This window comes from Novosphingobium sp. HII-3 (assembly GCF_002916655.1).
GTDB classification, from domain to species: Bacteria; Pseudomonadota; Alphaproteobacteria; order Sphingomonadales; family Sphingomonadaceae; genus Novosphingobium; species Novosphingobium panipatense.
This window is the reverse complement of sequence record NZ_PPSM01000025.1, coordinates 12,725-38,788: the sequence shown is the minus strand read 5'-3', so window position 1 is coordinate 38,788 and position 26,064 is coordinate 12,725. Positions and strand designations below refer to the sequence as shown.

Annotated in this window: 20 protein-coding genes; 10 read left to right on the top strand and 10 right to left on the bottom strand. The window is 64.1% G+C overall.

The window, feature by feature from the left end:
• Positions 1-2: 2 nt before the first annotated feature.
• Complete coding sequence (locus tag C2R25_RS09975) at positions 3-2,030, bottom strand: protein-disulfide reductase DsbD (RefSeq protein WP_103729036.1); 2,028 nt, start codon at positions 2,028-2,030, stop codon at positions 3-5.
• A gap of 96 nt (positions 2,031-2,126) precedes the next feature.
• Here C2R25_RS09975 and C2R25_RS09970 point away from each other — a divergent pair, with 96 nt between their 5' ends.
• Both C2R25_RS09970 and C2R25_RS09965 read left to right on the top strand, forming a co-directional pair.
• Positions 2,127-3,800 (top strand): alkaline phosphatase family protein, encoded by a 1,674-nt coding sequence (locus C2R25_RS09970; protein WP_103729035.1) that lies wholly within the window; start codon positions 2,127-2,129, stop codon positions 3,798-3,800.
• The gene (locus C2R25_RS09965) at positions 3,800-5,038 is read left to right on the top strand and encodes a UbiH/UbiF/VisC/COQ6 family ubiquinone biosynthesis hydroxylase (protein WP_103729034.1); all 1,239 of its coding nucleotides are present in this window, start codon (positions 3,800-3,802) and stop codon (positions 5,036-5,038) included. The genes C2R25_RS09970 and C2R25_RS09965 overlap by 1 nt, the downstream gene beginning before the upstream one ends.
• 133 nt (positions 5,039-5,171) lie before the next feature.
• On the opposite strand, the gene gyrB is transcribed toward C2R25_RS09965, so the two are convergent.
• Positions 5,172-7,730, bottom strand: a complete 2,559-nt coding sequence (gyrB, locus tag C2R25_RS09960) for a DNA topoisomerase (ATP-hydrolyzing) subunit B (protein WP_103729306.1) — start codon at positions 7,728-7,730, stop codon at positions 5,172-5,174.
• 253 nt (positions 7,731-7,983) lie between these two features.
• Between gyrB and C2R25_RS09955 the strand changes: the two genes are divergently transcribed.
• The 6 genes from C2R25_RS09955 to C2R25_RS09930 all read left to right on the top strand — a co-directional run bounded on the left by C2R25_RS09955 (position 7,984) and on the right by C2R25_RS09930 (position 13,995).
• The gene (locus tag C2R25_RS09955; RefSeq protein ID WP_103729033.1) at positions 7,984-8,553 is read left to right on the top strand and encodes an FMN-dependent NADH-azoreductase; all 570 of its coding nucleotides are present in this window, start codon (positions 7,984-7,986) and stop codon (positions 8,551-8,553) included.
• 97 nt (positions 8,554-8,650) lie between these two features.
• Positions 8,651-8,848 carry a zinc-finger domain-containing protein gene (locus tag C2R25_RS09950; protein ID WP_103729032.1) on the top strand — a complete coding sequence of 66 codons (198 nt, stop codon included), beginning with the start codon at positions 8,651-8,653 and terminating at the stop codon, positions 8,846-8,848.
• Positions 8,849-8,890: 42 nt separating this feature from the next.
• Positions 8,891-10,309: a metalloprotease TldD gene (gene tldD / locus C2R25_RS09945; protein ID WP_103729031.1), complete on the top strand. Its 1,419-nt coding sequence runs from the start codon at positions 8,891-8,893 to the stop codon at positions 10,307-10,309.
• A 74-nt stretch (positions 10,310-10,383) separates the two neighbouring features.
• Positions 10,384-10,791 carry a hypothetical protein gene (locus C2R25_RS09940; RefSeq protein ID WP_103729030.1) on the top strand — a complete coding sequence of 136 codons (408 nt, stop codon included), beginning with the start codon at positions 10,384-10,386 and terminating at the stop codon, positions 10,789-10,791.
• 104 nt (positions 10,792-10,895) lie between these two features.
• Positions 10,896-11,477, top strand: coding sequence for a TetR/AcrR family transcriptional regulator (locus tag C2R25_RS09935; protein WP_103729029.1), 582 nt, complete (start codon positions 10,896-10,898; stop codon positions 11,475-11,477).
• 250 nt (positions 11,478-11,727) lie between these two features.
• On the top strand, positions 11,728-13,995 hold the full coding sequence (locus C2R25_RS09930; RefSeq protein ID WP_158250647.1) for a TonB-dependent receptor: 2,268 nt from the start codon (positions 11,728-11,730) through the stop codon (positions 13,993-13,995).
• Between the two features lie 379 nt (positions 13,996-14,374).
• Here the strand turns inward: C2R25_RS09930 and C2R25_RS09925 are convergent, their stop codons facing one another.
• The 8 genes from C2R25_RS09925 to C2R25_RS09890 form a co-directional block, all read right to left on the bottom strand.
• On the bottom strand, positions 14,375-15,700 hold the full coding sequence (locus tag C2R25_RS09925; protein ID WP_126279792.1) for a hypothetical protein: 1,326 nt from the start codon (positions 15,698-15,700) through the stop codon (positions 14,375-14,377).
• On the bottom strand, positions 15,697-17,688 hold the full coding sequence (locus C2R25_RS09920; RefSeq protein WP_158250646.1) for a UvrD-helicase domain-containing protein: 1,992 nt from the start codon (positions 17,686-17,688) through the stop codon (positions 15,697-15,699). The genes C2R25_RS09925 and C2R25_RS09920 overlap by 4 nt, the downstream gene beginning before the upstream one ends.
• Before the next feature lie 4 nt (positions 17,689-17,692).
• Entirely contained in the window at positions 17,693-19,660 is a 1,968-nt protein-coding gene (locus C2R25_RS09915) for an ATP-dependent endonuclease (protein ID WP_103729025.1), read from the bottom strand.
• A 23-nt stretch (positions 19,661-19,683) separates the two neighbouring features.
• On the bottom strand, positions 19,684-20,700 hold the full coding sequence (locus tag C2R25_RS09910; RefSeq protein WP_103729024.1) for a nucleotidyl transferase AbiEii/AbiGii toxin family protein: 1,017 nt from the start codon (positions 20,698-20,700) through the stop codon (positions 19,684-19,686).
• On the bottom strand, positions 20,693-21,286 hold the full coding sequence (locus C2R25_RS09905) for an AbiEi antitoxin N-terminal domain-containing protein (RefSeq protein ID WP_103729023.1): 594 nt from the start codon (positions 21,284-21,286) through the stop codon (positions 20,693-20,695). Before C2R25_RS09905 ends, C2R25_RS09910 begins: the two co-directional genes overlap by 8 nt.
• A gap of 72 nt (positions 21,287-21,358) precedes the next feature.
• Entirely contained in the window at positions 21,359-22,696 is a 1,338-nt protein-coding gene (locus C2R25_RS09900; RefSeq protein WP_205665897.1) for a hypothetical protein, read from the bottom strand.
• Positions 22,696-23,361 carry a toll/interleukin-1 receptor domain-containing protein gene (locus tag C2R25_RS21315; RefSeq protein WP_369825703.1) on the bottom strand — a complete coding sequence of 222 codons (666 nt, stop codon included), beginning with the start codon at positions 23,359-23,361 and terminating at the stop codon, positions 22,696-22,698. The genes C2R25_RS09900 and C2R25_RS21315 overlap by 1 nt, the downstream gene beginning before the upstream one ends.
• Before the next feature lie 443 nt (positions 23,362-23,804).
• Positions 23,805-24,503 (bottom strand): hypothetical protein, encoded by a 699-nt coding sequence (locus C2R25_RS09890; protein WP_233203899.1) that lies wholly within the window; start codon positions 24,501-24,503, stop codon positions 23,805-23,807.
• Between the two features lie 26 nt (positions 24,504-24,529).
• Between C2R25_RS09890 and C2R25_RS09885 the strand changes: the two genes are divergently transcribed.
• A complete protein-coding gene (locus C2R25_RS09885) occupies positions 24,530-25,084 on the top strand; it encodes a hypothetical protein (protein WP_103729021.1) in 555 nt (184 codons plus the stop codon).
• Positions 25,085-25,096: 12 nt separating this feature from the next.
• Positions 25,097-26,023, top strand: coding sequence for a hypothetical protein (locus C2R25_RS09880; RefSeq protein WP_103729020.1), 927 nt, complete (start codon positions 25,097-25,099; stop codon positions 26,021-26,023).
• The last annotated feature ends 41 nt before the right edge of the window (positions 26,024-26,064 follow it).

The window sequence follows — 26,064 nt, the reverse complement described above, 5'->3', positions numbered from 1 at the left end:
GCTCAAACCCCGGCCTTCTGCTCCAGCACGGCCGGGGTGAGCACCTGCGGGAGGGTTTCTGCCCTGCCTTCCTTGTCGTACCACACGTACAGCGGCACGCCCGCTGCGCCCCGCTCGGTCAGGTAGCGGGTGATCGCCGGATCCCGGCGGGTCCAGTCGCCGCGCAGGACGATGACGCCCGCCTTCTGGAACGCGGCCCGCGTCTCCTCCCGCTCGATGGCCGCCGCTTCGTTGACCTTGCAGGTAAGGCACCAGTCAGCGGTCATGTACACGAAGATCGGTTTGCCGCTGCGCCTAGCCTGATCGAGCGCCTCGGGCGAGAACACTTGGGCTTTGAGGATGGAAGCCTCCGGCCGGGACTGCGGCGCCGGGTCGGGCATCGTCAGAACGCCCACCGCCAGCACAGCAAGCGTGGCGAAGGCCGGGAGAAGCGCGCGCCTGCCGCTGCGCTGCGCCCTGCCGACGAGGCCGAGAAGAGCTAGCACCAGCACCGCCAGCACCGTCACATAAGCAAGCGATGTGGGCCCTCCGAGACGCCAGATCAGCCATGCGAGGGCGAGTGCGGTCAGCCCCATCGGCACGGCCATGACGCGGCGGAAGGTGACCATCCACTTGCCGGGGCGCGGGAGACGGGCGCGCAGGGCGGGCACGAAGGAGACGGCAAGAAAGGGCAGCGCGATTCCCAGCCCCAGCGTGGCGAAGAGCAGCAGGGCAGGGCCGACGGGGAGCAGGAGCGCGGCGCCCATGGCACTTGCCATGAATGGGCCGGTGCAGGGCGTCGCGACGAAAGCGGCAAGCAGGCCGGTGGCGAAGGCACCCTGCGGCGAGCCCACCTTGGCAAAACCCGGCACGCTGAACTCGAACACGCCCAGAAGATTGGCAGTGATGGCGACGGCAAGCGCGAACAGGGCGATGACGACACCCGGTTCCTGCAGCTGGAACGCCCAGCCGACCTGCTCACCGCCCGCTCGGAGCATCAGGAGCACCCCGCCCAGTCCCATGCACGCGGCGACGACGCCTGCGGCATAGGCGGCACCTTCGACCCGTGCATGGGCCTCGCTCTCCCCCGCCCGGGCCAGACTCAGGGCCTTGAGCGAAAGGATCGGGAAGACGCAGGGCATCACGTTGAGCAGCAGCCCGCCCGCAAGAGCCGCGAGCAGCAGCCATGGCAAGGGCGGCAGGGCCGGAGCATTGCTGCCGGCAACAGCGGTTCCGCCGTCCGGCACCTGCCCGACGCTCGCCCTCAGAGCGATGCCGTTGCCGGCGGCATCGAGCCTGAGGACAGCGTCCACAGCGCTCGTCTCCCGCGGATCGAACCGGGCCCGCGGGATCGTCACCAGCAGCAAGTCGCCTTTCCGACTGAAGGCCTGCGGCGCCGCATAGTCGACCAGCTTGTCCTGCTGAATGAAGAGGTGAGGGCTCTGCAGTGGGACCGAGGCGGGCAGGGGTACCGCCAGCCGCAGTTCCCGGTCGTCCAGCTCGAAGGTCGCCGTCGTATCGAGCGGTGCGGGCAGATGCTGGGTCCACGCGTCCATGCGTGGATCATGAGCCGCGCCGGGCCTGATCTCAGTGGCAAGTTCCGCGCGTTCGGGAACGCAGATCTGGTCAGTGCAGGCCAGCCACTGCGCCTTCACCCTGACCGGCAGCGAGCGCGAAGCGCCGGCCACGGTGAGGGGCACGAGCACGGCATACTCGCGTTCATAGACATGGTTCATCAGGCCCTGCACCAGCAGCGTCGCCGGCACGGGGTAGCGTGGCTCCCCGACCGTCACGCCTTGGGGAAGATCCCACTCCAGCTGCATGCCGAGCCCGGCGTCACCGGGATTGCGCCAGTAGCCGTGCCAACCGCTATCCGGTGTCATCCGGATCGCCAAGGTCGCCCGCCCGTCCATCACGGGCCCGGCAATCAGCTCCGCCGCAATGTGGTTCGCCCTCGTTTGCGCCTGCGCGGCCAGAGGTGCGGAAAGGCAGAGAAAAGCCAGAAGATGACACAGCAGCGTCATAACGTGGCGATAGCGGCGCGCTTGCATGATGCTCCGTGGGGTTGAGGGCCTTGCACTCAGGCCGCGATCCGGTCATCCAGCATCTGCCCCTAACGCGCAGACTTTTCAAGGAACCTCGCTTCGATGCGCCTCCCGTTACTTCCGCTTGCCGCTGCGCTCGCGATTGGCTCGGCCGTTCCCGCCGCTGCTCAGCAGGCCGCGCCGGCCGAGCAGCCGACAGCTCCGCCTGCCCCGAAAGCGCCGCCCCGGCTGCTCGTTGCGATCTCGGTGGATCAGTTCTCCGCGGACCTGTTCCAGCAATACCGCGAGCGCTACTCGAAGGGCTTGAAGCGGCTTCTGCAGGGGGCGGTGTTTCCATCCGGTTTCCAGTCGCACGCTGCGACCGAAACATGCCCCGGACATTCCACCCTGCTGACCGGCGTGCATCCCAACCGCACCGGCATCATCGCGAACGACTGGTTCGTCCCGGGCATCGGCCGCGCTGACAAGAAGGTCTACTGCTCCGAAGACGAGACGAACCCGAAGAGCGATTCGGACAATCCGGTCGTCAGCCCGATGCATCTCAAGGCGCCGACGCTGGGTGATCTTTTGAAGAAGAAGGATCCGGCGACCATCAACGCCGCCGTCTCGTTCAAGGATCGCGCGGTGGTGATGATGGGTGGTCACACCACGGACGCGGCGTACTGGATACGCGGCAACCGCTTCGTCACGTACGACGGCAGGCGGGTATCGCCTGCCGCCGTCGCGCAGAACACCGCCCTTGCGACCGCCATCAATGCCGGCGCCGCGGAACTTCCCGCGCCTGACTGGTGCCGCGGCGTCGACCGCGCCATCGACATGGGCGGCTTCACCATCGGCACGTACCGGTTTCCGGTGACGGCCGGGGACGCCAAGGGCTTCTTCAATAGCCCTCGCACCGATGAAGTCACCACGGACATGGCTATTCGCCTGCTGGACGAGATACCGCTAGGCAAGGATGCCGTGCCGGATGTGCTTTCCGTCAGCTATTCGGCGACGGACAAGGTCGGCCATGCCTACGGCAACGAGGGCGTGGAGATGTGCATTCAGATGGCGGTGCTGGACCAGACCATCGGCAGACTGCTCGACGCACTCGACCAGCGCGGCCTCGACTATGCCGTCGTTCTCAGCGCCGATCACGGCGGGGCGGACGCACCCGAGAGGATGAAGCTGCAGGGCGTGCCGGAAGCCAGCCGACTTGACCCGGCGCTTACCGCTTCGGCTCTGTCGGCCTCGGTGTCACAGGCGACCGGGATCGTGCCGCGGAAAGGGCCGCTGTTCTACGGCGCAGGCGGTTCGGGTGACATCTGGGTCAACGCGACCCTGACCGTCGAGCAGCATCGCGAGGCGGTCGCCACCCTGATTGCCCAGCTCAAGGCCAATCCGCAGATCTCCGGCGTTTACACCGCCGAAGAGCTGAAGGCGGTCGAGGTGCCGAGCGGCCACCCGCAGGACTGGACCGAGATCCAGCGGGTTGCCGGGTCGTTCGACCCGGAGCGCTCGGGCGAGGTGTTGATGATGACCCGGCGCGCCGTCGTGCCCGGCACGAAGCCCCAGCCCGGCTACACCGCCACGCACGGTAGCCCATGGGATTATGACCGCCGGGTGCCGATGCTCTTCTGGCGCAGCGGCCTGTCGCCCATGGAACAGGCGCAGCCGGTGGAGACGGTGGACATCGCACCCACCCTGGCCGCTCTCGTCGGCCTGAAGGCGCCGGCCGGCACGTGGGACGGCAGGTGTCTCGACATCTACGCCGGGGAGGCCGATAGCTGCGGGTAATGAACGACTCGAATATCTCTGCCGCGGCTGAGCGCCGCGACCTGATCATCCTGGGTGGCGGGCTTGTCGGCATGACGCTGGCACTCGCCGCCGCGCGCGTAGGCATCACCAGCCATGTCATCGACCGCGCGGATCCCGCCGATCTGGTCGCAGAGGGTGCCGACGGACGCGCGTCCGCCATATCCACGGCGAGCTGGAACCTGTTCACCAACATCGGCCTTGCCGACCGGCTGGACGGCTTGGGCTGTCCGATCGATTCCATCGCGGTGACGGACGGCATGAAGCCCGGCCGCATCGACTTCACGCCCAAGGCGGAGGAAGGCAGCCTCGGGCGCATGTTCGCCAACCGTGACTTGCGGATCGCCCTTTTCGATGCGGCAAGGGATGAGCCGAACATCGCCTGGCATGTCCGCACGGAAGCGGTCCGCCGCGACCGCGACGGGCACGGCGTGGAGGTGGAGCTTGCCGACGGGCGCATTCTGCGCGCTTCGCTTCTTGTAGCTGCCGAAGGGCGCCAGTCTCCGACGCGCGATGAGGCGGGTTTCGCCCTCGCGAAGTGGGAGTACGATCACCGCGCGATGGTGACCGGTCTGTTCCACGAAAAGCCGCACGGCAACACCGCCTGGGAAATCTTCTATCCCGAAGGTCCGTTCGCCCTGCTGCCGCTGCTGGACGACGCACAGGGGCGTCATCGCAGCGCCCTCGTCTGGACGGTCGGCGAGAAGGACGCCGGCGGCGTCATCGCCATGCCGGACGCGATGTTCGTGAACGAGGTGGCTGAACGGATGCACGGCGTTCTTGGCACCATTTCGTTGTCAGCGCCTCGCATGAGCTATCCGCTGCGTTTCCACCATGCCGGCAAGGTGACCGGGGAGCGGCTTGCCGTGATCGGCGATGCCGCGCATGGAATGCACCCCATCGCCGGGCAGGGCCTGAACCTCGGCCTGCGCGATGTCGGTACTCTTGTCGAAGTGCTGAGCGAAGGCATGCGCCTCGGGCTCGATCCGGGCGATGCGCAGTTGCTGGCGCGCTATGAGAAGTGGCGCAGCCTGGATACCTTCATGGTCATGTCGGTGACCGATGGGCTCACGCGCCTGTTCGGTGTGCCGGGGCGCACGGCAAGTGCGGTGCGCCGCCTCGGCATGGGAGCGGTGCAGCGGATCCCCACGCTCAAGCGCTTCTTCATGGACGAGGCGCGGGGAATGTCCGGCAAACTTCCCGAGCTGCTGCAGGCGTAAGCACGACGCTTTCTGCCGGGACCGAGCCCTCCGGCCCGATCATACGGCTCAGGGCTGCCGCATACCCTTGCAACCTGTGCGATCGATGAGCCAACCCGTTCCTCTGGAGGAACGGGCTGGCCGGCATCGCATATCAGACGTCGAGGTTTGCCACGTTGAGGGCGTTTTCCTGGATGAAGTCCCGGCGCGGCTCGACGATATCGCCCATGAGCCGGGTGAAGATCTCGTCCGTGACATCGGCGTCTTCGACCTTGACCTGCAGAAGCGCGCGGTTGTCCGGGTCCAGCGTGGTCTCCCACAGCTGATCGGCGTTCATCTCACCCAGCCCCTTGTAGCGCTGTATCGACAAACCCTTGCGCCCTGCGGCCAGCACCAGTTCGAGAAGCTGGCTTGGCCGGGTGATCACGTCGGCCCCTGCCGCCGGACGCGCGGCGACCGGCTCATCTTCGCCTTCGACCTCGATCGTGTTCAGCGTTTCGGGCTGAGGCTCGGCCGATCCGGCGGTAGCGCGCACGAGGCGGGCGGTGCCTTCGTAGACATCGGCGCTCTCGGCCATGAGACGGGCGAGCTTGCGCGCCTCGGCGCTGACGAGGAACGAGGCTTCGATCTTGTGGTGATCGGTGACACCGCGCCAAAGGCGCTCGACTTCGACGTTGCCGTCCTCCGTCAATCGCGCGGACCACCGGGCTTCGGTGTCGCCGCGATCCAGCCATTTCGCCGTTTTCGCCAGTGCCGCACCGCGGGCGTCGGCGGAAAGGTCGGGCTCGAGGGCACCGGAAAGCGCCAGCGCTTCGATGATCGTGGGATCGTAGCGGCGCGGCACGAAGGCCATGAGGTTGCGCAACCGGATGGCGTGTTCGACCAGCGCTTCGAGATCGGGGCCGGAGCGGGCGCCCTTGTCCGATTCGAGCAGGCGCCCGTTCAGGCCGGCTTCCACCAGATAGCGGTCCAACGCGGCGTTGTCCTTGAGATAGACTTCGCTGCGGCCCTTCGCGACCTTGTAGAGCGGCGGCTGGGCAATGAAGAGGTGCCCGGCGCGGATGATGTCCGGCATCTGCCGGTGGAAGAACGTCAGCAGCAGGGTACGGATGTGCGCGCCGTCGACGTCAGCGTCCGTCATGATGACGATCTTGTGGTAGCGCAGCTTCTCGAGGTTGAAATCGTCCCGGATGCCGGTGCCCATCGCCTGGATCAGCGTGCCGACTTCCTTGGACGAGATGATGCGATCGAACCGTGCGCGCTCCACGTTGAGGATCTTGCCCTTCAGGGGCAGGATTGCCTGCGTCTTGCGGTCGCGGCCCTGCTTGGCCGAACCGCCTGCCGAGTCACCCTCGACCAGGAAGAGTTCGCACAGGGAAGGATCACGCTCCTGGCAGTCGGCCAGCTTGCCGGGCAGGGAGGCGATGTCCATCGCGCCCTTGCGGCGGGTGAGTTCGCGGGCGCGCTTCGCGGCTTCGCGAGCGGCGGCTGCGTCGATGATCTTCTGGACGATCGCCTTGGCGTGAGCGGGGTTCTCCTCCAGCCATTCGTTCATGCGATCGGCCATCAGGCTTTCGAGTGGCTGGCGAACTTCGGAGGAGACCAGCTTGTCCTTGGTCTGCGACGAGAACTTGGGATCGGGCAGCTTGACGGAGACGATCGCGGTCAACCCCTCGCGCATGTCGTCGCCGGTGAGCGAAACCTTTTCCTTCTTCAGCAGCCCGGACTTTTCCGAATAGCTGTTGAGGGTGCGGGTCAGCGCCGCACGGAAGGCGGCGAGGTGCGTGCCGCCGTCCCGCTGCGGAATGTTGTTAGTGAAGCACAGGACGTTTTCGTAGTACGAATCGTTCCATTCCAGCGCCACGTCGATGCCGATCCCGTCCCGCTCGGACGAGATCGCGATCGGCTCTGCCAGCAGCGCGGTCTTGTTGCGGTCGAGATACTTCACGAAGGCCGCGATCCCGCCCTCGTAGAACAGGTCGTGTTCCTTGATCTCTTCATGGCGCTTGTCGCGCAGCAGGATGCGCACGCCGGAGTTCAGGAAGGCGAGTTCGCGGTAGCGGTGCTCCAGCTTGTCGAAATCGAACTCGGTCACGTTCTTGAACGTGTCGGTCGACGCGAGGAAGGTGACGCGGGTGCCCTTCTTGAAGCCGTTCTCGTCCGGGTTGCGATCCACCTTGGGAGCAGGCCCCTTGACGACGAGCGGGGCTACCGCATCGCCGTTGGCGAACTTCATCCAGTGTTCCTCGCCATCGCGCCAGATGGTGAGTTCGAGCCATTCCGAAAGGGCGTTGACCACCGAAACGCCGACGCCGTGAAGGCCGCCTGAAACCTTGTAGGCGTTGTCGTCGCTGGTGTTTTCGAACTTACCGCCGGCATGAAGCTGGGTCATGATGACTTCGGCTGCGGACACGCCTTCTTCGGCGTGAATGCCGGTCGGAATGCCGCGTCCGTTGTCTTCCACGGACACCGAGCCATCAGGGTTGAGTTCGATCAGCACCAGATCGCAATGACCCGCCAGCGCCTCGTCGATGGCGTTGTCGGAAACCTCGAACACCATGTGGTGCAGACCCGAGCCATCGTCGGTATCGCCGATGTACATGCCGGGGCGCTTGCGGACCGCGTCGAGGCCCTTGAGGACCTTGATGGAATCGGCGCCGTAGGAGTTCTGGTTCTTGCCGTTTTCGGCAGGGGTCTCGTCACTGCTAGCCATGGCGAGCATATAGGGATTGAGGGGGGTAAACCCAAGCAAAACCGGCACCGCCCCGGGGTTTATCCACAAGGTCGCGGCGAGGAGCGGGAGCCGGTCGACCGCCGCTCGGCGACAGGAAGGCAGCTCGATGCGATAGGAAGCCGAAAGGGTGCGCAGATCAGGGCTTGGTCCGCCGTGGGCGGGACCATACATGGGCGTGACCACATCTGCACACGAACCTCTCCCTCAATACCCATCAAAAAGGTCTGCAGCCATGAAGCTCTTGCACATCGACTCCAGCATCACGGGTGAAAATTCCGCCAGCCGCGCCGTTTCGGGCGCCATCGTCGCCGCCCTGCGCGCCGCCGATCCCTCGCTCGAGGTGGTACACCGTGACCTTGTCGCAGAGCCGCTGCCTCACCTCACCCTCGACGTCCTCGGAAATCCCGAAGGTACGCCGGAACTTGCCGAGTTCCTTGCCGCCGATGTCCTCGTCATCGGTGCGGCGATGTACAACTTCACGATCCCGAGCCAGCTCAAGGCCTGGTTCGACCGCGTGCTGATCGCGGGGAAGACCTTCCGCTACACGGCGGAAGGTCCGGTCGGTCTTGCGGGCGGCAAGAAGGTTTTCATCGCCCTGGCGCGCGGGGGATACTACGGAGACGGCCAACCGGCAGCGGCAGTCGAGCACGCCGAGACGTACCTGCGTGCCGTTCTCGGCTTCGTCGGCATCCAGGATCCCGTCTTCGTCGTGGCGGAGGGGCTTGCGATCGACGCCGATACGCGGACAAAGGCCGTGGCGGCAGCCGTGGAGCAGGCGGGCGCGCTCGCCATCCCCGCCTGAGCCGGGGAAAACGTCGTGACCGCCCCGGAGAGGTTCGGGGCGGCGATGACATTCCCATCTGGAAATCCCCTGCCACCCTTGGTAATCCGTGGTGATTATGAACAACCCGCCCGAAACCGTCCTCACCGAATCCCACCGCGTCTTCTGCGACGGGGCCACTGACATTCGCGCCGGGGCCGCTCTCGGCCATCCACGCGTCTGGCTTGAGATCGACGAGAAGGGCTTTGCCGAGTGCGGGTACTGTGACCGGCGCTTCGTCCTGAAGGGCGGGCCGGCCGACCAGCAGGCAGCCTGATCCAGTCTTTGCGGCGCGGCTCATGCCTCCTATATCGAGGGCATGACCATCACCGACCCGCGCTCGCTCCTTTACACCCAACTTTCGCCTGAAGACGCGCAGGCGCTGGCGGCGGAGACACTCACGTCCTGCGAAGACGGCGAACTGTTCATGCAGTTCGTCGCCAGTGAGGCTTTCGGGTTCGACGATGGTCGCCTGAAGACGGCCGACTATTCGCGCGATGCGGGCTTCGGCCTTCGTGGTGTTTCCGGCGAGATGACCGGCTTTGCGCACGCCAATGAAATTTCGACAGCCGCGATACGCCGTGCCGGAGAGACGCTGCGCCTGCTGGACCGGGCAACGGGCCTGCGTCCCCCGCCGCCTCAGCGCACCAATGCGAAGCTCTATACCGAGGCATCGCCTCTCGATCTCATCCCCTTCGCCGAAAAGGTGCGTCTGCTGGAGACGATCGATGCGGCGGCGCGGTCCCGTGATCCTCGCGTCGCGCAGGTCAGCGCCAGCCTCGCCGGTTCATGGTCGGTTGTCGAGATCGTCCGCCCCGATGGCTACATCGCCACCGATGTGCGTCCGCTCGTCCGGCTGAACGTGTCTATCGTGGCGGAAAGCAACGGCCGGCGCGAAACCGGATCGTTCGGAATGGGCGGCCGGTATCTCTACGACGACCTGTTCAAGCCGGAAAACTGGAACGAGGGCATCGACGCAGCGCTCGCGACTGCTCTGGTGAACCTTGAAAGCATCGATGCCCCCGCAGGCGAGTTTCCCGTGCTGCTGGCACCAGGCTGGCCGGGCGTGATCCTGCACGAGGCGATCGGCCACGGCCTGGAGGGCGATTTCAACCGGAAGGGCACCTCCGCTTTCTCCGGCCGCATCGGAGAACGCGTGGCTGCTCCGGGCGTCACCATCGTCGACGACGGCTCCATTCCCGGTCGGCGCGGATCCCTCACCATCGATGACGAGGGGACGCCGACGCGCGAAACGGTCCTGATCGAGGATGGCATCCTCAAGGGCTACATGCAGGATCGGCTGAACGCCCGGCTCATGGGCGCAGAGCCGACCGGCAACGGCCGCCGTGAAAACTACGCACACGCGCCGCAGGTGCGCATGACCAACACCTTCATGAAAGGGGGCAAGGCCGATCCTGCCGAGCTGCTCGCAGGCATGAAGAAAGGCATCTTTGCCAGGAACTTCGGCGGCGGGCAGGTCGACATCGTCTCTGGCAAGTTCGTGTTTTCCTGCACTGAAGCCTATCTGGTGGAGGATGGAAAGATCGGCGCGCCGATCAAGGGCGCCACGCTGATCGGCGACGGGCCTTCGGTGCTGACCAGGGTCAAGGGCATCGGCAACGATCTGGAACTCGACCGCGGCGTCGGCGTTTGCGGGAAAGGCGGCCAGAGCGTTCCTGCAGGCGTGGGCCAGCCTACCCTCCTGATCGACGGGCTTACCGTGGGCGGAACCGCCTGACACGGTCAGGCCCGGTTCAGTCGAAGCGTGCTACACGCAGGATCAACGCGGGGCGCGTCAACAAGGAAAAGACCATGAACAAGCTCGCACTCGCCGGGGCGCTTGCTATCGCTTCGGTGCTCGCCATGCCAGCCGCCAACGCCCGGACGGAGCAGACTGGAGAGGAGAAGCTCGCCAAACTGCTCAAGGGGCGCGAAGCCGGCGAACCGGTGAACTGCATCTCCCTCTCCCAGTCGCGCAATTCCACCGTCATCGACAAGACAGCGATCGTGTATCGGGTCGGCGGCACGCTTTACGTGAACCGCCCGAAGAACGCGGAGCAACTCGACGACGATGACATTCTGGTGACGCGCACAAGTGGGTCGCAGCTGTGCCGGCTCGACGCTGTGCAGTTGCATGATCGCTATGCCGGGAACATGTGGAACGGCTTCGTGGGGCTTGAAGAATTCGTCCCCTACAGGAAGGTCGCCAAGGCGAACTGAATCCGGGAAATTCCTGTGCACAGTCGGGCGGTCGGTTCATTCCGGCCGCCTTTTGCTTGAAGATGCGTGTTTGCATTCTGCCTTGCCTCCCATAGATTGCCGGAATGGTTGCTAACCGCGGATATGCATCGACCAGCGCGGCCACGCGCCTCAAGCTGATCGAGGCCGCATCCGACATGCTGGACGAGGAGGGGCATCCAGCCTTCACCGTCCGCCGCATCGCAGCCCGGGCCGGCGTGAAGCCGCAGCTAGTCCACTATTACTTCCGCTCTATGGAAGATCTGGTGGTGACGGTTTTCCAACGCTCGTCCGCCACCTATTTTCGCCTTCACGACGAGGCGCTCTCAGGGCCCCGGCCCCTTCATGCACTCTGGCACCTGAACTGCAACCTGCCGGAGGCCCGACGGGTGATGGAATACGTGGCGCTCGCGAAGATCTACCCCCGCCTGCGCGAGGCCATGCGCGAAACAGGTGAGAACTTCCGGGCCATCCAGGTGGACCTGATCGAGCGCATCAGCGCCGAACGCGGGCTCGTGGATGCTCCGATGACGGCGCCGGCGCTTTCCGCTCTGCTTTCCGCCCTCGCGCGGGCCATGCTGATCGAGGGCAACGTCGGGATGGAGGAGGGGCATGAAGGCCTGCGCGCCTTCGTCGAGGCGACCCTCAAGATATACGAACCTGACTGATCGCATCGGCGATGGAGCCGCGCGGCGGCTCTTTTCACGGACGGCGGAGCGCTGGTGCGCCTCCAGGCAAATGCAAGCGCCGTCCAGGCGAACGCGCCATACTTGACAGGTGTACAGTCGTCATGATGTGTACAATCCAGGCGAGGGCAGGCGGATGTACGGCACGGGTCCGACATCACCGCTTCGTTGCCCCCGCATACGGCGACCGCAGAGATTGCAGATACTGCGGCGTCATGGAGGAGAGAACATCATGGCTTTTCGTGACAAGCGCCTTCGCGTCCGCCTTACGGCTGTATCCACCAGTGCTCTCGCTCTCCTCGGGGCTCCCGCCCTTGCCCAGTCGACGCCACCGTCCGGAGCGGCCACGCCTGAACCGGCACAGGGCGGCCTCAACGAAATCATCGTGACGGCCCAGCGCCGTGCTGAAAACTTGCAGGAAGTGCCCATCGCCATCGCGGCCGTTACCGCCGACACGCTGAGCGAGGCGGGCGTCAACGACACCAACAGCCTCAGTCAGGTTGTGCCTTCTGTGAACTTCCAGCGGTCGGGCGCGAGCGGCCTCTTCTTCGTGCGCGGCGTGGGCACGACGAACGCCTCCGTCGGTGATGAGGGGTCGAATGCCTTCTACGTCGACGGCGTCTACATTCCTGATCTTTCCGGGACCGTCACTCAGTTCAACAACATCGAGCGTATCGAGGTTCTGAAGGGACCACAGGGCACGCTGTTCGGGCGCAACGCCTTCGGTGGCCTTATCCACATCATCACCAAGGAGCCGGGCGAGGTTTTCGAGGCGGAGGGAGAGGGCGGCTACGGCAACTACGAAACCGCGCAGGGCAAGCTCTACGTCGGTGGTCCGATTGCCGTGAACCTGAGCATGGACCTTGCCCTTACCGGATACAACCAGGCCAAGGGCTGGGGCCGCAACGTCACTCTCGATCGCGAGATCAAGAAGATGCAGTACTGGGGCGCACGCTCCAAGCTCGTCTGGAACGCGAGCGACGCAGTCAAGGTCACGCTTTCTGGCGACTACTACGACATGGACGACAACACCTCGATCGGCTGGTCGGTGGATGAAGACTTCCCGGTGCGTGGCCTGACGGGGCCGATCTATTCGATCGGCAGCATGGATACCGCCTCGGACACTTACTCGCTGACGAAGCTGACAACCTGGGGCGTCAGCGGCACGATTGAGGCGGACCTCGGGTTCGCGGATCTCACCAGCATCAGTTCGCTGCGTGACAGCGAGAACGACTCCGACTTCGATGTCGACGCCACTCAGGTGCCCTGGCTGCGCATCTCGTTCGTTTCGGGGTCACGGGCGTACCAGCAGGAACTGCGTCTCGCCTCGGCGGCCACGGATCCGCTGAGCTGGCAGGTCGGCGGTTTCTACCTCCGCTCGGAAGTCGACAACGCGTCGCGTTTTCGGGGGCTGGGCGCGGGGGGCGTGAACGGCGGCACGTTCATCGACGCAACGCTGGATACCGATTCCTACGCCCTGTTCGGCGAATTGAGCTACAAGATCACCCCCACCACGCAGGTCATCGGCGGTGTCCGCTACACCAAGGACACCCGCAACCTCGGTGGCGGCCAGTACGTGGTGGTGAACAATGCCCTCGGCCCGTTCACACCCACCGAAGATCGCATCAGCTACGGCAAATTCACCTGGCGCGCCGCCATTCGCCAGGAACTGACGGATGATGTCAGCCTCTATGCATCGTACAACCGCGGCTTCAAGGCGGGAACGTACTCGCTGCAGAGCCCTACCAATCCCGCTGTGCAACCGCAGTTCATCAACGCGTTCGAGGCGGGCGTGAAGTCGGAGCTGTTCGGCCGCCGGCTCCGCCTGAACGCGTCAGTCTTCCATTACGACATCTCAAATTACCAGATCCGCTCCGCCGCTGCGGGAGCGCTGGGGGCGGCGGTCCTGCTGAACGCCGCATCGGTCAAGGTGGATGGCCTCGACGTCGAGTTCGATGCGGCGCCGGTCGACAATCTGCGGATCTTCGGCGGCTTCACGTGGCTGGACTCGCGCTTCAGCAACTTCGGCAAGCCCGGGTCGGAATACCTGGCACCTGTCATCTATCCCAACCCCGCCGTCTGCGACGCACCGGGCACCGCCGATCCCGGAACCGTGACGGGGCCTTACACCGGCGGCTTCACGACCTGCTTCGGCAACGTGTCGGGTTTCCAGACCCCTGGTGCTCCGGACTTCACCGCCAGCCTGGGAGCGAGCTACAGCATCCCGGTCAATGAAACGGGATCGCTGCGGTTCAACCTCCTGGGCAACTACAACAGCGGCTTCCCGTTTGAGGCCGACGGCGTCCTTCGCCAGAAGAAGTACGGTCTGCTGAACGGTTCCGTGGCCTACTGGCTGAACGAGCGCTGGGGCGTGGAGATCTGGGGCAAGAACATCACCGGAACCAAGTACTTCCAGCAGAAGATCTCGACCGGGCTCGGCGCGACGACGAACCGCGCCGCTCCGGCGACCTATGGCGTCACGGTGAAGTTTGACTACTGAAGGCGACGTCCGCTCAACGAAGAAGGCCGCGAACCTTGCAGGTCGCGGCCTTCTTGGTGTGCTGGGAGCGCTTCAGAGCGCTGCCCGGATCATTCCCACTCCATTGTTTCCTGGCATCATAACACACTGATTTTACTGAGAAAAATATTTCTCTCGGGACGCTATACCGTCAGCCAAACCGTCAGAAAATGGCGCTGCTGAAAACATTGGTTTTTTCGGCTCGAGATCGGAAAATGACCTTCCGCCATCTATCGCCAACGACGGCCGAAACAGTCACTCGAAGGGCATTCATACCGACATCGCCGTTTCCACGCTACGCTACGACCGGTGTGAATTCTCCTTCCCCTATCTATACCGTCGTCGGCGAGCTGCCGCCGCATCAATCAAGCGCCATACCCCCATCTGGCGACCAGACAACCACATCGCGCGGCCGCCCTCGGAAAGGTTCCCCTACGAGGGCCAAACCGTCGCGGAAAAGCGCATACTGGTAAGGCTCATCTGCCTCGGCTCTGGCAGCGCGATCTCCCGCTGAAAGCGCAAAGCCTGCAGGTTCAAAGGTTGGAAGCCTCATCGTCGCCGGCAGCCCCACCCCTAGATCGCGGATCGCATTGCTCAGCGCGTTCAAAAATTCGGCTCCCGCCTTCTCTTCAATCACGAACCAGCCAAAGTCAGAACCGGGGTGACGTGACGGCGATAGTCGCGCGCGCCGAGCAATTCGCCACCACTCAGGATGATCGAAGAAATCATCGATCCACCACGGATGGCCGCTGGATCGCGAATGCCACGGCGTCGCTGCCAAATAGGTCCGGCCAGCATAGTCAAATCGAAGAAGCGGAACGTTGTATCGCTCGGGAGCGGGGGAGTCCGGCGAGCGTATCCAGTCGATCCAATTCGTTACCTCCGGTGCGCCTATCAGGAGAAAGTTCGAGCGATGGGTCGCCAGAGCCATCGGGGCAGGCGTACCCTCAAATGTCTCGCCCCGCTGCGGGACGCCCGTTGGCGTAGTTCTCTTTCGCGGCTTTGAGATCCGCGTCTCCGATACGGCCAAGAAGCTCCCGCCTGTCGTCGGCTTCGACCCGAATGCAATCGAATAGCCGTGGATTATCTCTCCGAACGGCGACGGCTTCGCAATAAAGGGCTTTACCTGCTTGCTGTATTTTCTCTTCGCCGCATTCGCTATCTTGGCCGCGCTCGCATCTTTGGCGAACGAGCCGTGGGCCTCGGCGAGCACAACACCATGGCCGGACGCGTTGCCACCATCGTAGATAAAATCTGCATGGGGATCGAGCGAAGACGAGAGGCACGCTGCGTTTGCTCGCCATGCGTAGCCGAGAGCGTCCATATAGAGGTGGGCAATGCCTGCACCGACCTTGGCCGCAAACTGCGATCCGGCAGTATCCGCAAGAAATTTGAAATGAGATTCGAGCGCAAATGCCGATCCATCCTGAAGCAAAGTCTCCAGTTCGATCAGAGCACTCTGTTGCAATCCGTCGAGTAAGACGACAGGTGCATCATCCCAAGTCGTCGCCGTTCTCGCGATCGCGGCCGCCAAGGCAATCGGGTAAAAGGACAGACTCGACTGAGCCGGTGGCGCCACGAAGTACGGAGAGACCGGACTTGGTACATGGCGGTGCTTCGTATGCTTGGTCAAACCAATCAGCTTGACCGACGTCCCTAGCCCGACTGTCGACACAGGCCCGCTCATCCCTTCAGCTCCGCGGCCTGCGCGACCAGGTCCACAAGTTTCCACCCTTGGTCCGTTGCGGGCCCTAGCAGGATCATTGCTTCGGATTTACGCAGCGCGAGCCCAAGCAATTCCCGCGGCCTGGTCACCCCTACGAAGACATTTGTCGCGGCGGTGAGTCCCACCCCTGTAAATGGCTGATCGGTGACGCCGAACGCACGGGGCAGCACCGTGCTTAGGTCGATGCATTGTTCGTCTGCACCACTGCCTTTCCATACCTCACTCTCGACGACGAGAATTCCGTCTACGCTCTTGCCCTTGACCGAGTGGATCGATCCCAGCCGCAAGGTGAGATCGTCGAATTGCATCTGCTTAGTGGCGCGGCGCTCGGGGTCGGCGAGATCGGCCTTTTGATCCGCGACGAAGCTGCAGAAATCCGTGATTTCGGCCTCAGCGCCCTGAGGATGCGGACTGAAAAGTGGCAGCAGCTGTGCCATGAACGCCAGCCATGCCGCCTGCGCCCATACCGCATCACCGGTAAGCACATGGTCCCGGAGCAGTCGACGTACAGCGCGCGGCAACGCAAGGTCGCGATGCGACAGAGCCGCCCAGACATTATGCGCAGTAATCGGACGATCATTCGCCGCTTTCCAGCCATGCGCGCGCGCCAGCCCGGAAACACCGACGGCGAGCATCTCGCTGACCTCTGCGGGAGGACGCGCCGCGGCGTGGTGTACCGCAGCCTTCTGAAGCTGCCGGCAAAGGAAGTTGGCCTTCGATCGAGACCCGCCCTCGCTGCAATATGCGGGATGATAGTCGACAAGGCTCTTCGGCTGCCACACACCTTTCTTACCGGGCAGATTGTGACGCGATGCGACCGCCCAGACGTCGCGGCTGCTGCAATCGCCGGCCCACAGCGTGCGTGCCTCTTCAGCGAAGGCTCCGAGAACGCCACCGATCGTGGCTTCATCGAACAAGAAAATCACCCGCGACGCGGGCCGTGCGCCCAGGCCCACAATGGTCTGAGCCTGGCGCGCGGTCAGCCGGCTTGCAAAACCGGCGATCTCCCCGCCGAACCTGCGGCTCGTATCGAGAGGGATGCAACCGGGACCCGGCGTCCAATAGGCCGGTGCCGCTCCATCGTCCTCATAGAGCGTTTGATTGCTGTCCCCGAGACGCTGGAACGCCGCCCCATCTTGCTTGAACACGTGCTCCAGCAACCGGAGCTGGTCGCCATGCGTGTCCTGCGCCTCATCAAGAATGACGAGTGGAAAGCGGTCGCGAAGCCGCTCGGCGAGGCTCGGGTTATCGCGGAGCGCGCGCCACGCGAGCGCGGTCATGTCGGCGTAGCGATATAGCCCGCTCTTGACCATCGAGGCCTTGAGGGATTCGAGCGCCTTCCCACAATCGGTGTGGGCGCCCCATTGCCCTTTACGGCAGCGGACGGCCAGCGCGCTTGGCTCCGCGACTGTGTCGGTGAAGGCGGGGTCCAGATCGAGAAGGGCAATCCACTCCTCGAGCCTGCGCTTGAGCTTGAGTTTCTTGTTCTTGGCGAGGTTGTCGAGGACACGCCAACCCGGATAACGCCGCAACGCCTCAGCCGCGAAAGCATCGTCGTCAATCTGACGCACGCTCCAGCCCAGTCCCCGAAGATAGGGCAAGGCGAGGTATTGGTTGATGAACGCTGTGACCGTACCGGTGAAATGGGGATAGGCCATCAACCGCCCTGCGGTCGGGTGACGGGCGATCAAGTCTTCGACCTCCGTCCGCGCGGCATTGGTGTGCGAGATCACGCAGACGCCCTGCCTGCGGGTCAACCAGTTACGCGAAAGCAGCGCGAGCTTTGCCGCCAGCAGCGTCGTCTTGCCATTACCGGGCGCCGCCTGAACGTCACATGGGGTAACCTTCGCCAGGAAGTCGGTTTGGCTCGGATCGGTGAAATCGCAACCGCCCAGTTCGTCGCCAAGTTCGGCGAGCAGTTCGGGCGTGAGCGGTAGGATCTCGAACATGGTGCTACACCTCCGCCTCCGCTGCCGCCGCCGCACCTTCCATTCCGGCAACTCCGATCTCTTCGTCTTCGGCTTCCGGCTCGAGGGCGATCGCCGGCGCCCCGGGGACATAGCCACCCGTCACGTAGTCGATCGCGTGCACCAGGTAGGGCGGGAGCCGATCGCGCATCTGCTCCGGCGTATCGGGGCGTTTGCGCAGTATGGCGGCAAGTTGCTCGGCAACCTCGGCCTTGGAGGCCTCCTTGTCATGGACGGGCTGGTAGATCTTGACGGCGATCTCCGTCGTGGAGAGCCCAGCCGCCTTCCAGCCTGCGTAGGTTTCGCTGGCCTTCTTCACGATCTTCGCAAGCCACTCGGGCTTGCGACTGCTGGTCTTGGCGAGCTGAACCGCCTGATGAACGCTCTCGGCGAGCTCGGACTGAAGGGCAAGATCGAACTCAAGTGTCCAGCTATCGGCGATGAACGCGTCGACGGGATCCCCGACGTCGCGCCGGAGCGTCTTCAGCCGCGCGGCGATTTCGTCCCCGGTCAACTGGTTCTCTGTCTTGCGGTCGCCGACGAGGTCTTTCGCCTCCGAGGGCGGAATGTCCCTGTCAGGGATCAGCGCCACGGGCACCGCGATCGCGTTCCCAGCTTTACGCTGCAGAATCCGGCTGTAGCGGAACAGGCCGCGGTGGCCAACATTGACGATCGATACACCATGGCGGCTAAGCGGACGACCGAGCTTCTCGGCGATCGCGGGCAGCAACAGGTGCTCGCCGTCGCCTTCGACGACAATGAGCGCGCGGGCGAAGAACAGGTTGGCCTTGGTCGCGTCGAGGAAGCGACGAAGGAACTCATAGTCGTCGGCTGCGAGCCGGGTATGGGCCGCGCCCAGCGGAAAGGCGCGGTGACCGACGATCATCGTCATGGTCTCAAGCTCGGCACCGGCCGCGAGTTGCGGGCTATGGGTAGTGAGGAGGACCTGGACCTGCTGATGGGTCTCGCCCTTGTCGGGGTCCGGCTTGGCGGCGCGGGCCGCAAGCACTTCCATGAAGAGCGTCTGGTGCTGGGGATGCAGATGCGCTTCCGGCTCCTCGATCAGCAGAAACGGCACCTGATCGGGATGCGACTGGAGCAACAACAGCTCGGCCGCCATAAACAGCAGGTTGTTATAGCCCAGCCCGCGCTGGACGCGCTCAGTGCCCGCTTTGGCATTCAGATAGAGTTCGAACCGCTCGAGAATCTGATCAAACGAGCCGCCAGCGCCGAGGTCCAGCGTGGCGACAAGGCGGTCGTCTACGAATGACAGCTTGTCGAGGAAATCCGTGTTGACGCTGCCGGCGACACCGCCAACCGCCGCGTTGTTTCGGACGGCCGCGTCAGCCGCCGTGAGCGTGTCATGGAGTGTCGCATTGGCACCCAGCGCGGCGGGTTTGCTTTGAGGGCCCATGGTGGGCATCGCGCCAAGGATGCGCGAAAGGCGTGACCGGCGGCCCGCTCGCATCTCGCGCTCCGCGTCACGGAGCGGTTTAAGGTAGGTGGCTTTTAGATATTCCCGCAGTTCTCCATCGAGCGGCAGACCTTCGCCCTCGGCGCCGGCGCGGTGCTGACTAGCGATGATGTTGCCGCCCCCTGGCGAAAGCCGCCGAGTACCACGCATGCACACATGCAGCCGCAACTTACCCTTTTCGTTATTGCACCATTCGAGAAACCGAGCCTCTTCATCAGCACTAAGATCGTCGAAGGTGCAGCGAACGATGAAATCGCATCCGCGGATGCCCTCCCCGTCGACATGGAAGTCGTGTTCGTCCGGACGGATATAGTCGTCGCCGCGTGTCCAAAGAACGTAGCGGGCGGCGTCGATGATAGCGCTCTTACCAGCGTCGTTCGGCCCCACGAGAATATTGAGACCGGACGAGAGCTTCAGTTGCAACGGGGTAGCCGGATCAAAGCACCGGAAGCCGCTCGCGTAGATTTCGGAAATGTACACCGTCGCCTCCCAGCCTGTTTTTCTTATCCTGCCGCGCTATTGGCTCGTGCGGCGATCTCTGCGCAGCGCTCCATGAGCGTCTCGAAAGGCTCGGCGTCCTCCAGAAGGAGGCCGTCCTCAACCATGCGGGCGTAATCTTCTTCCAAGGCCTTCGCCCCATCGCCGGCCGGAACGAGCTGCAGACCTCCGTTGACAGCGGCCGCGTAGTCGATCGGCGATCGGTCCGCTGCCTTTTCCGCGAAGAACATTGCCTTGTGACGGGCGACGGCGTTCGCCAGCCCGCGATCCGCGAAAGCAGCCGCCGCGAAGCCCGCTTCGTCCAATCGAGCGACATCATGCCAGTGCCGGGCGAACCGGTCGCCGCGCAGACGCTCCTGCAGGCAGAAGACGTGGATGGCCGTCGCCTTCTCCCAGAAGGTCCGCTCCGCATGCATCACGCGCGGCCGGGCCATCGGGAAGACGACGCCTTCCACCAAACCGGCAGCATCGCAAATCACGTCGCGCACGCTCGCCGGCTCGCCCGTTGATCGCGCCCCAAATTCGAGCATCACGCTCGGGGCGACATAGCCGGAGCCAGCCGTCGCGGCCTCGTAATCGATGAACAGCTTCTCGCCTTCGACGCGGATGGTGGCTGCCAAAGCTTCAGCCGCGAGCGCCTCTGTGATGATCGGCTGAACGGTGTCAACTACCCAGTCTGGCAGGCGCTTGCGTACCTCACTCGACCAGCGCTTCTCCTCGCTGCGAGTCTTCGGCAGGGCCTCACCATCGTCGCCCACCAGATCGGGTGCGATCGTCCGGATGTCATAGGTCAGGTCGACATCCTCGGAAAACCGCCGGATGACCTGATAGGCTTTGGATAGCGACGTCCCGCCTTTGAACACCAGATGTTCGCCGAGCGCCGAGCCGTAAAGGGTCCCGAGCGCCCAGACCACCCAGACGTCCTTCTCGAGAAGGTGCGCGGGTCGTCCCGACTGATCGGCCGCGACGCTCAACGCCTCGCGGCGGTCGGCGACCGGAAGGTGGAGAAAGGCGTCAGCCATGGGCCACCTTTCCCACGCTGCGCGCCAACCAGGTCGGAAGCTGCGGCGCTGCCGCGACCAGTTCGCTGAAAGTGGATGGCGGGAGCTTCCGCTTCAATGTTTTCAGGGCGGCTTCCGCCTTCTCCGGTCCAAGCCAGGCCAGCGCGCGCACTGCCTCGCCAGCCGGCTTGTGAGCCAGGGCGAGTTGCCAGCGTGGAGCGTGGCGAAGTTCGACGACCTGCTTGCCGAGGTTCATCGTCCGGCTGCGGCCGGAGGTTAGATAGACCGATCGGACCGGCACCTGTGTCGTGAGGCCAAGCGTGTTGGCCGCCGCCGCCCCGCTCGGGACGATGACCTCGCCGCGTTGGTTGGCGAGCGCCTCGACTGCCTGTTGGACGGAGGGAGCCCTCGTACCGAACCGGCTCGTGATGGGACGCAGATAAACACCGCGACCGGCCCGAATGAGTTGGCCCCGCTCGGTCAGACGCGACAAGGCCTGATCCACCGCGGCGCGATTACCGAGATGGAGCAAGCTCTTAGCCGCCACGGGCGTGCCTTCCGGCAACCCTCCGGCATGCACAAGAATCTGTTCGGTTAACCGTTGCATGGCCATTCTCCTGTCAGAAATATACGCAGTTTTCTGACAGTTTGCAACCGACGGCTCGGCGGGTCAGCGCCGTTAGATCAGCGGCGCGCCCTTATCGAGCAGGCTGTCCAGAAAATCCTCGCGCGACGAGATCTGTCCCGATTGCGTCGCCAAGATCAGCGCCTCGACGACCTGACGAGCCAGCGAACGGGCCATCACCTGCTCTTGGGTCGAGATGTCCGTCATGGCGCGACCGTGCAGGAAGGCGCTTCTTATGTCGAAAAGCTGCTCATACTGGTCAGCATGGCTACGGTCACCGAGCAGGCCGGCGACACGCCCTCGCATCCGGTTCGTCGCGCGCATTCCCTTATGGCGATCAGGCGCAACACGGAAACTCTTCTGATAGTCGGCGCGCAGCCCCAGCGCCGCCTCGATCGTTGTGATGTGGGCGAGAAATTCATCCACGCCTTCGGCAAGGAAGGCGCGGATCACGAAATGGGCGACCGGCGTCTCAAACAGAACCGATTGCTTCGCCTGCTCAACGATCACCCACCGGCTCTGGTCCCAAACAGTCAGCTCGGTCGCGGCGTTGTCATCAAGGCGCAGCTCGACCGGCCGCTCTTCTTCGTAGGTTCCGCCATAGCCGTCATCATAGATGCGATCTTCCCAGCTCAGCGTGTCGGGTGATGGCGGCGAGCCTGGACGCACGAAGATGTCGCTGTCGACGGTGTAAACCCACGGCACGCGGAATGCTCGCCAATCCACTTCCGGCATCGTCGACCAGCTCTCCCAGGGCGCCAGCAGGAGGAAGAACAGCGCTTCCTCGAAGGCGAATGGAAACCGTCCCTTGTGTGGCTCGATCCGCCCCAGATCCTGGCTGAGATCCATCGAGAAAAACGGGACCGCCCGCGCTTCCGGCCCGTGCTTGAACGCCACCGTCTCCTCGACGACCAGCCAGTGAAACTCCGACAGCCGATCGGCGTCCAGCTCCTGCCGCGGATAGACCCGCTTTAGGCGGCGCTCATCGAAGACCACCCGCAACTCGTCCGGCGTCAGCCGGCATAGCTTCGCCGGGCCGAATGCAAGCGGCGACAGATCATCCGCTAGATCGAGCGGCGCGAGATGCACCCGCGTGGAACGTGTGGAACGCAGCGCCGCGTCGAGACCCGCCGCCGCCTCTTCCACTGAAAGCGCCAAATCGGCGGCGTCCTTTTGCAGGTGGCACGGCAGCCCCAACGCCCTCAACGCCGTCGAGAGAGCGAATGCGGGGCCTGTCTTCCCCGTGCCGGAGTAGTTGTCACGGCAGGCCTCGCGCAGACGCACGAATGCCGGATGCGCGAGGATATTGTCAGGACCAGGCGGGCTGAGCCGCCAAAGCTCGGCCATCGCGCCAAGCATCGCTGAACTGGGGCCGTCCGCTACAACGCTCATCAGGCGATCCGAAGCCGTCGCAGGAGCTTGCCCAGAACGGCTTCATATTCTTCAGGTTTGGAGAAGTCGGCGTAGAGCTTGCCTTTCAGGAACCCAGGCAGCTCGCACTCTTCATAGAGCAATGGCAGCACGACCACTTCGCCGGTGGAAATCTCCCGGTTCATCGCCAGGTCGAGCTCCTTCTTCACCCAAGGGGCGTCGATCGACTTCTTTGACAGGACGACGGCGATGTATCGGCTGAGCTTCATACCCTCATCGATCTTGGCGATCAGCGAGTCGCCGATTTCGATCTCCGCTTCGTCCAGCCAGACGCGCGGCACGCCATGGGCGAGGAGATCCTTGCGCAGCTGGCGCACGAACGGTTTGTCGACACCGGTGTGGCTCAAGAAGATGCCGTGGTACTTTTCGTGCGCAGGGTCCGCCTTCTCCAGCGCCAAGCTGTCGCGGACGAGCTGGTTTTGCGCTTCGTGCGATGTCGGCGGCGTCAGCAGCCACCCTGTCGTGGCCCCGATCGTCACCTGGCCGCCCAGGCTATAGCCCTCCGGCGTCGCGGCGATCGAAGCGAAGCCTTCACCGGGATCCGACAGGCAGAGCGTCCAGCCACCGGTCTGTGACAGCACGTCAAAATAGCGTGCGAACGGACTATCCGGGTCAACGTGACCCATCCTGCGCCCCTTCTTCACGAGGAGTTCCGAGCGCTTTACGAAACTCGCCACCTTCGGCGCCGCGTAGCCCAGATGCGTCTCGCGATAGCCGAAAAAGTTCACCCGCTTCGGCTCGGACAGACACCAGACGACCGTGGCGCCATCAGCGATCGCTGCCTCCATCTCCCTTCGCCGATCTTCCGAATCGAAAGCGGAATCGAGATCATAGCGGTCGTTCTGTCCTTTCAGCTTGCCCAGCTCATAGAGCTCGTTCGAGAACTCGCCGGCCGAGCCGAACAGGAAATGCGAATAGCTCTCGGGATTGATGATGATCGTGTCGTATTCGTAGAGTGGATATGCCGCCCGCGTGCGATCCACTTCCGGCCGGCAAAGGCCTAGATTGTCGATCTCCACCCCTTCGATCGCATCGCCGGTGTAGGTCAGCCCGACCGTCAGCACCCTTCTCATTCGTCTCTCCTTCCCGTGACGTCACCGGCAGGCTTGACATCCATGACCTCGCCACGGGCGCCGACAAGCGCGATCTCAATGCCCGCCAGCGCGCAACGCGGCGCGAGGCGCTCGGCCAAGCGCCGAGTACCCTCCGTCAGGGGCACGACCGCAACCTGTCGGCCCGGCGACGGCGTCGCCATCAGCATTCCCACTGTCTCGCACAGTCCTTTGTAGAGGCAGGACACCTGGCCCGAGTGCCGCGTGTTGATGATGCCGCCCTTGCACTCGGCCGAGATGATGTGGTCGCCGGCCTCCGCCACGACATCGCCCAGGCCCGACTTCGGATGGACGGTGATCGTCTGGCCCGCGGCGTTCCGATAGACACCGCCGTATGTCGTAGTGCCGAGGCTGGAAACCTTGGTAAATTCCCGGCGCAGCAGCCAGCCCGCGAAATCGAATTGCTTGCCATGCTCGCCGTCCGGATGGATGCGCACATGCGGCGCATTCGCCGTGCGCAGAAGATGCATGGCGTAAGCGACCATCACAGCGCCTTCGTACAGGTGGTGCTCATGGCCGCCATCGGACTTGCCGACGCGGTTCGGCGGCGGCTCCAGCGCCGTCACGAGATCCTCGAAGTCCAACCCAGCCTCCCCCGTTCCGGCATCGGAGCGCTTGTCGCGCACCGGCATTGACAGGCACTTATAACCGGCCATATTTGCCCGGTAAAGGAGTTCCGGTCATGCTCGCCTACAGTCCCGAAAAATTCGCATCGCTCTACGCGTCCGAACTCGGTCAACGCATCTGGGCGTTCCTCACGACGTCCGAAAACGTAGCGCGCCTCGAGACCGCCTCGGAGCTCAGCAAACCGGCGGTCGAGGGCATCGAGGAGCAGCTCCTCGCCGAATTTCGCGAGGAGGTGCTGGCCGACCGCGTGAAGCAAATGGTCGGTCACATGGTGCGCCAGATCCTCGAACAGCGCGATTGGGTCCTCGACCAGAGCGACGTGAAAGTGCAGTCGGTGCCCTTCAGCAAGGCGGCGCGGTATCGCCGGCCCGATTGGATCACCTTCCATGCGTTCCGCAACACCAGTGATCCGCGCGATGTCGTTATCACCGACCGCCGCCAGAACGCGCCGTTACCGACCGACGTGCGCTGGACCTACTACGCGACCTTTGCCAGCCCGTTGAAGGCGGCGGTGGCGTTCGGGGTGCGCGACATTCGCCAACTTCGCCAGCATGTGCTTTCGCACGGCTATCAGCGCCTGCGTATCGAGCGAATGCTCCGCCGCGCCTAACGGGACCTGACGATGACCAAACTTTTCGATGTCGACGGCGCCAATCTCGATCGCGGCTTCATGAACCTGAGGGCCGCGGAATCGCGGACCGAGCAACAGCTTCACGACCAGATCGAAGTCATGTGGGCGACCTACGAGCCCTATGCCGACCCTGATTTTCCGCAGGGCTTTGCCCGCGACGTCGATGGCCGCTTCTGGGAAATGTATCTCGGCTGCACTCTGATCGAGGCGGGCCGGACGTTGTTGCCCGTCGCGGACCGTCAGCGCCAAGGCGGCCAGCCTGACCTCTGCGTCCTCGGCGAGGGCCGCCGCATCTGGATCGAAGCCATCGCCCCCGACGAAGGCGGGCCTGGTCCCGACCAGATCGTGCAACCCATTCCCATGAACCAGGGTGGTGGCCTAGTCGCCGCGCCCATCCGCCAAGCCCAGTTGCGGACGTCCGGCGCCTTCTGGACCAAGGCGCAGAAGATCGCGCGCTACATCGAACAGGGCGTGATCGCCCCGGAAGACTCGCGGATCGTCGCCATCAGCGCGAGCCGCTTTGGCGTCTATGTCGCCGAGCAGCCGTTGCCGCTGATCATGACGACGCTCTTCCCGATCGGCGATGCGTACATCACCATCGATCGCGCGACTGGAGATGTCGTCGAGGAAGGATTTCACGCAGCGCCCCTGATCGCCCGCGAACGCAATCCGATCCCGCGCACAGCGTTTCTCGACGAGCGCTTCGCCGACGTGTCCGGCGTAATCTGGTCACGCGTTGGCCTCGGCAACCTGTCGCGCCAGGCCCGGCCTATCACCTACGTCCACAATCCGCTCGCCCAGGTTCCGCTGCCGACCAACTGGGGCGTTTGGGATCGCGAGTTCGTCACCACGCCGCAGGGCGACGGATGGGAGGCCAACGACATCCTGGCTTCGGTGGCGGTGGCAGAGGCGCAATGAAGACACCATCACACACATGGTCTCGGTCGCACTCGACGGTC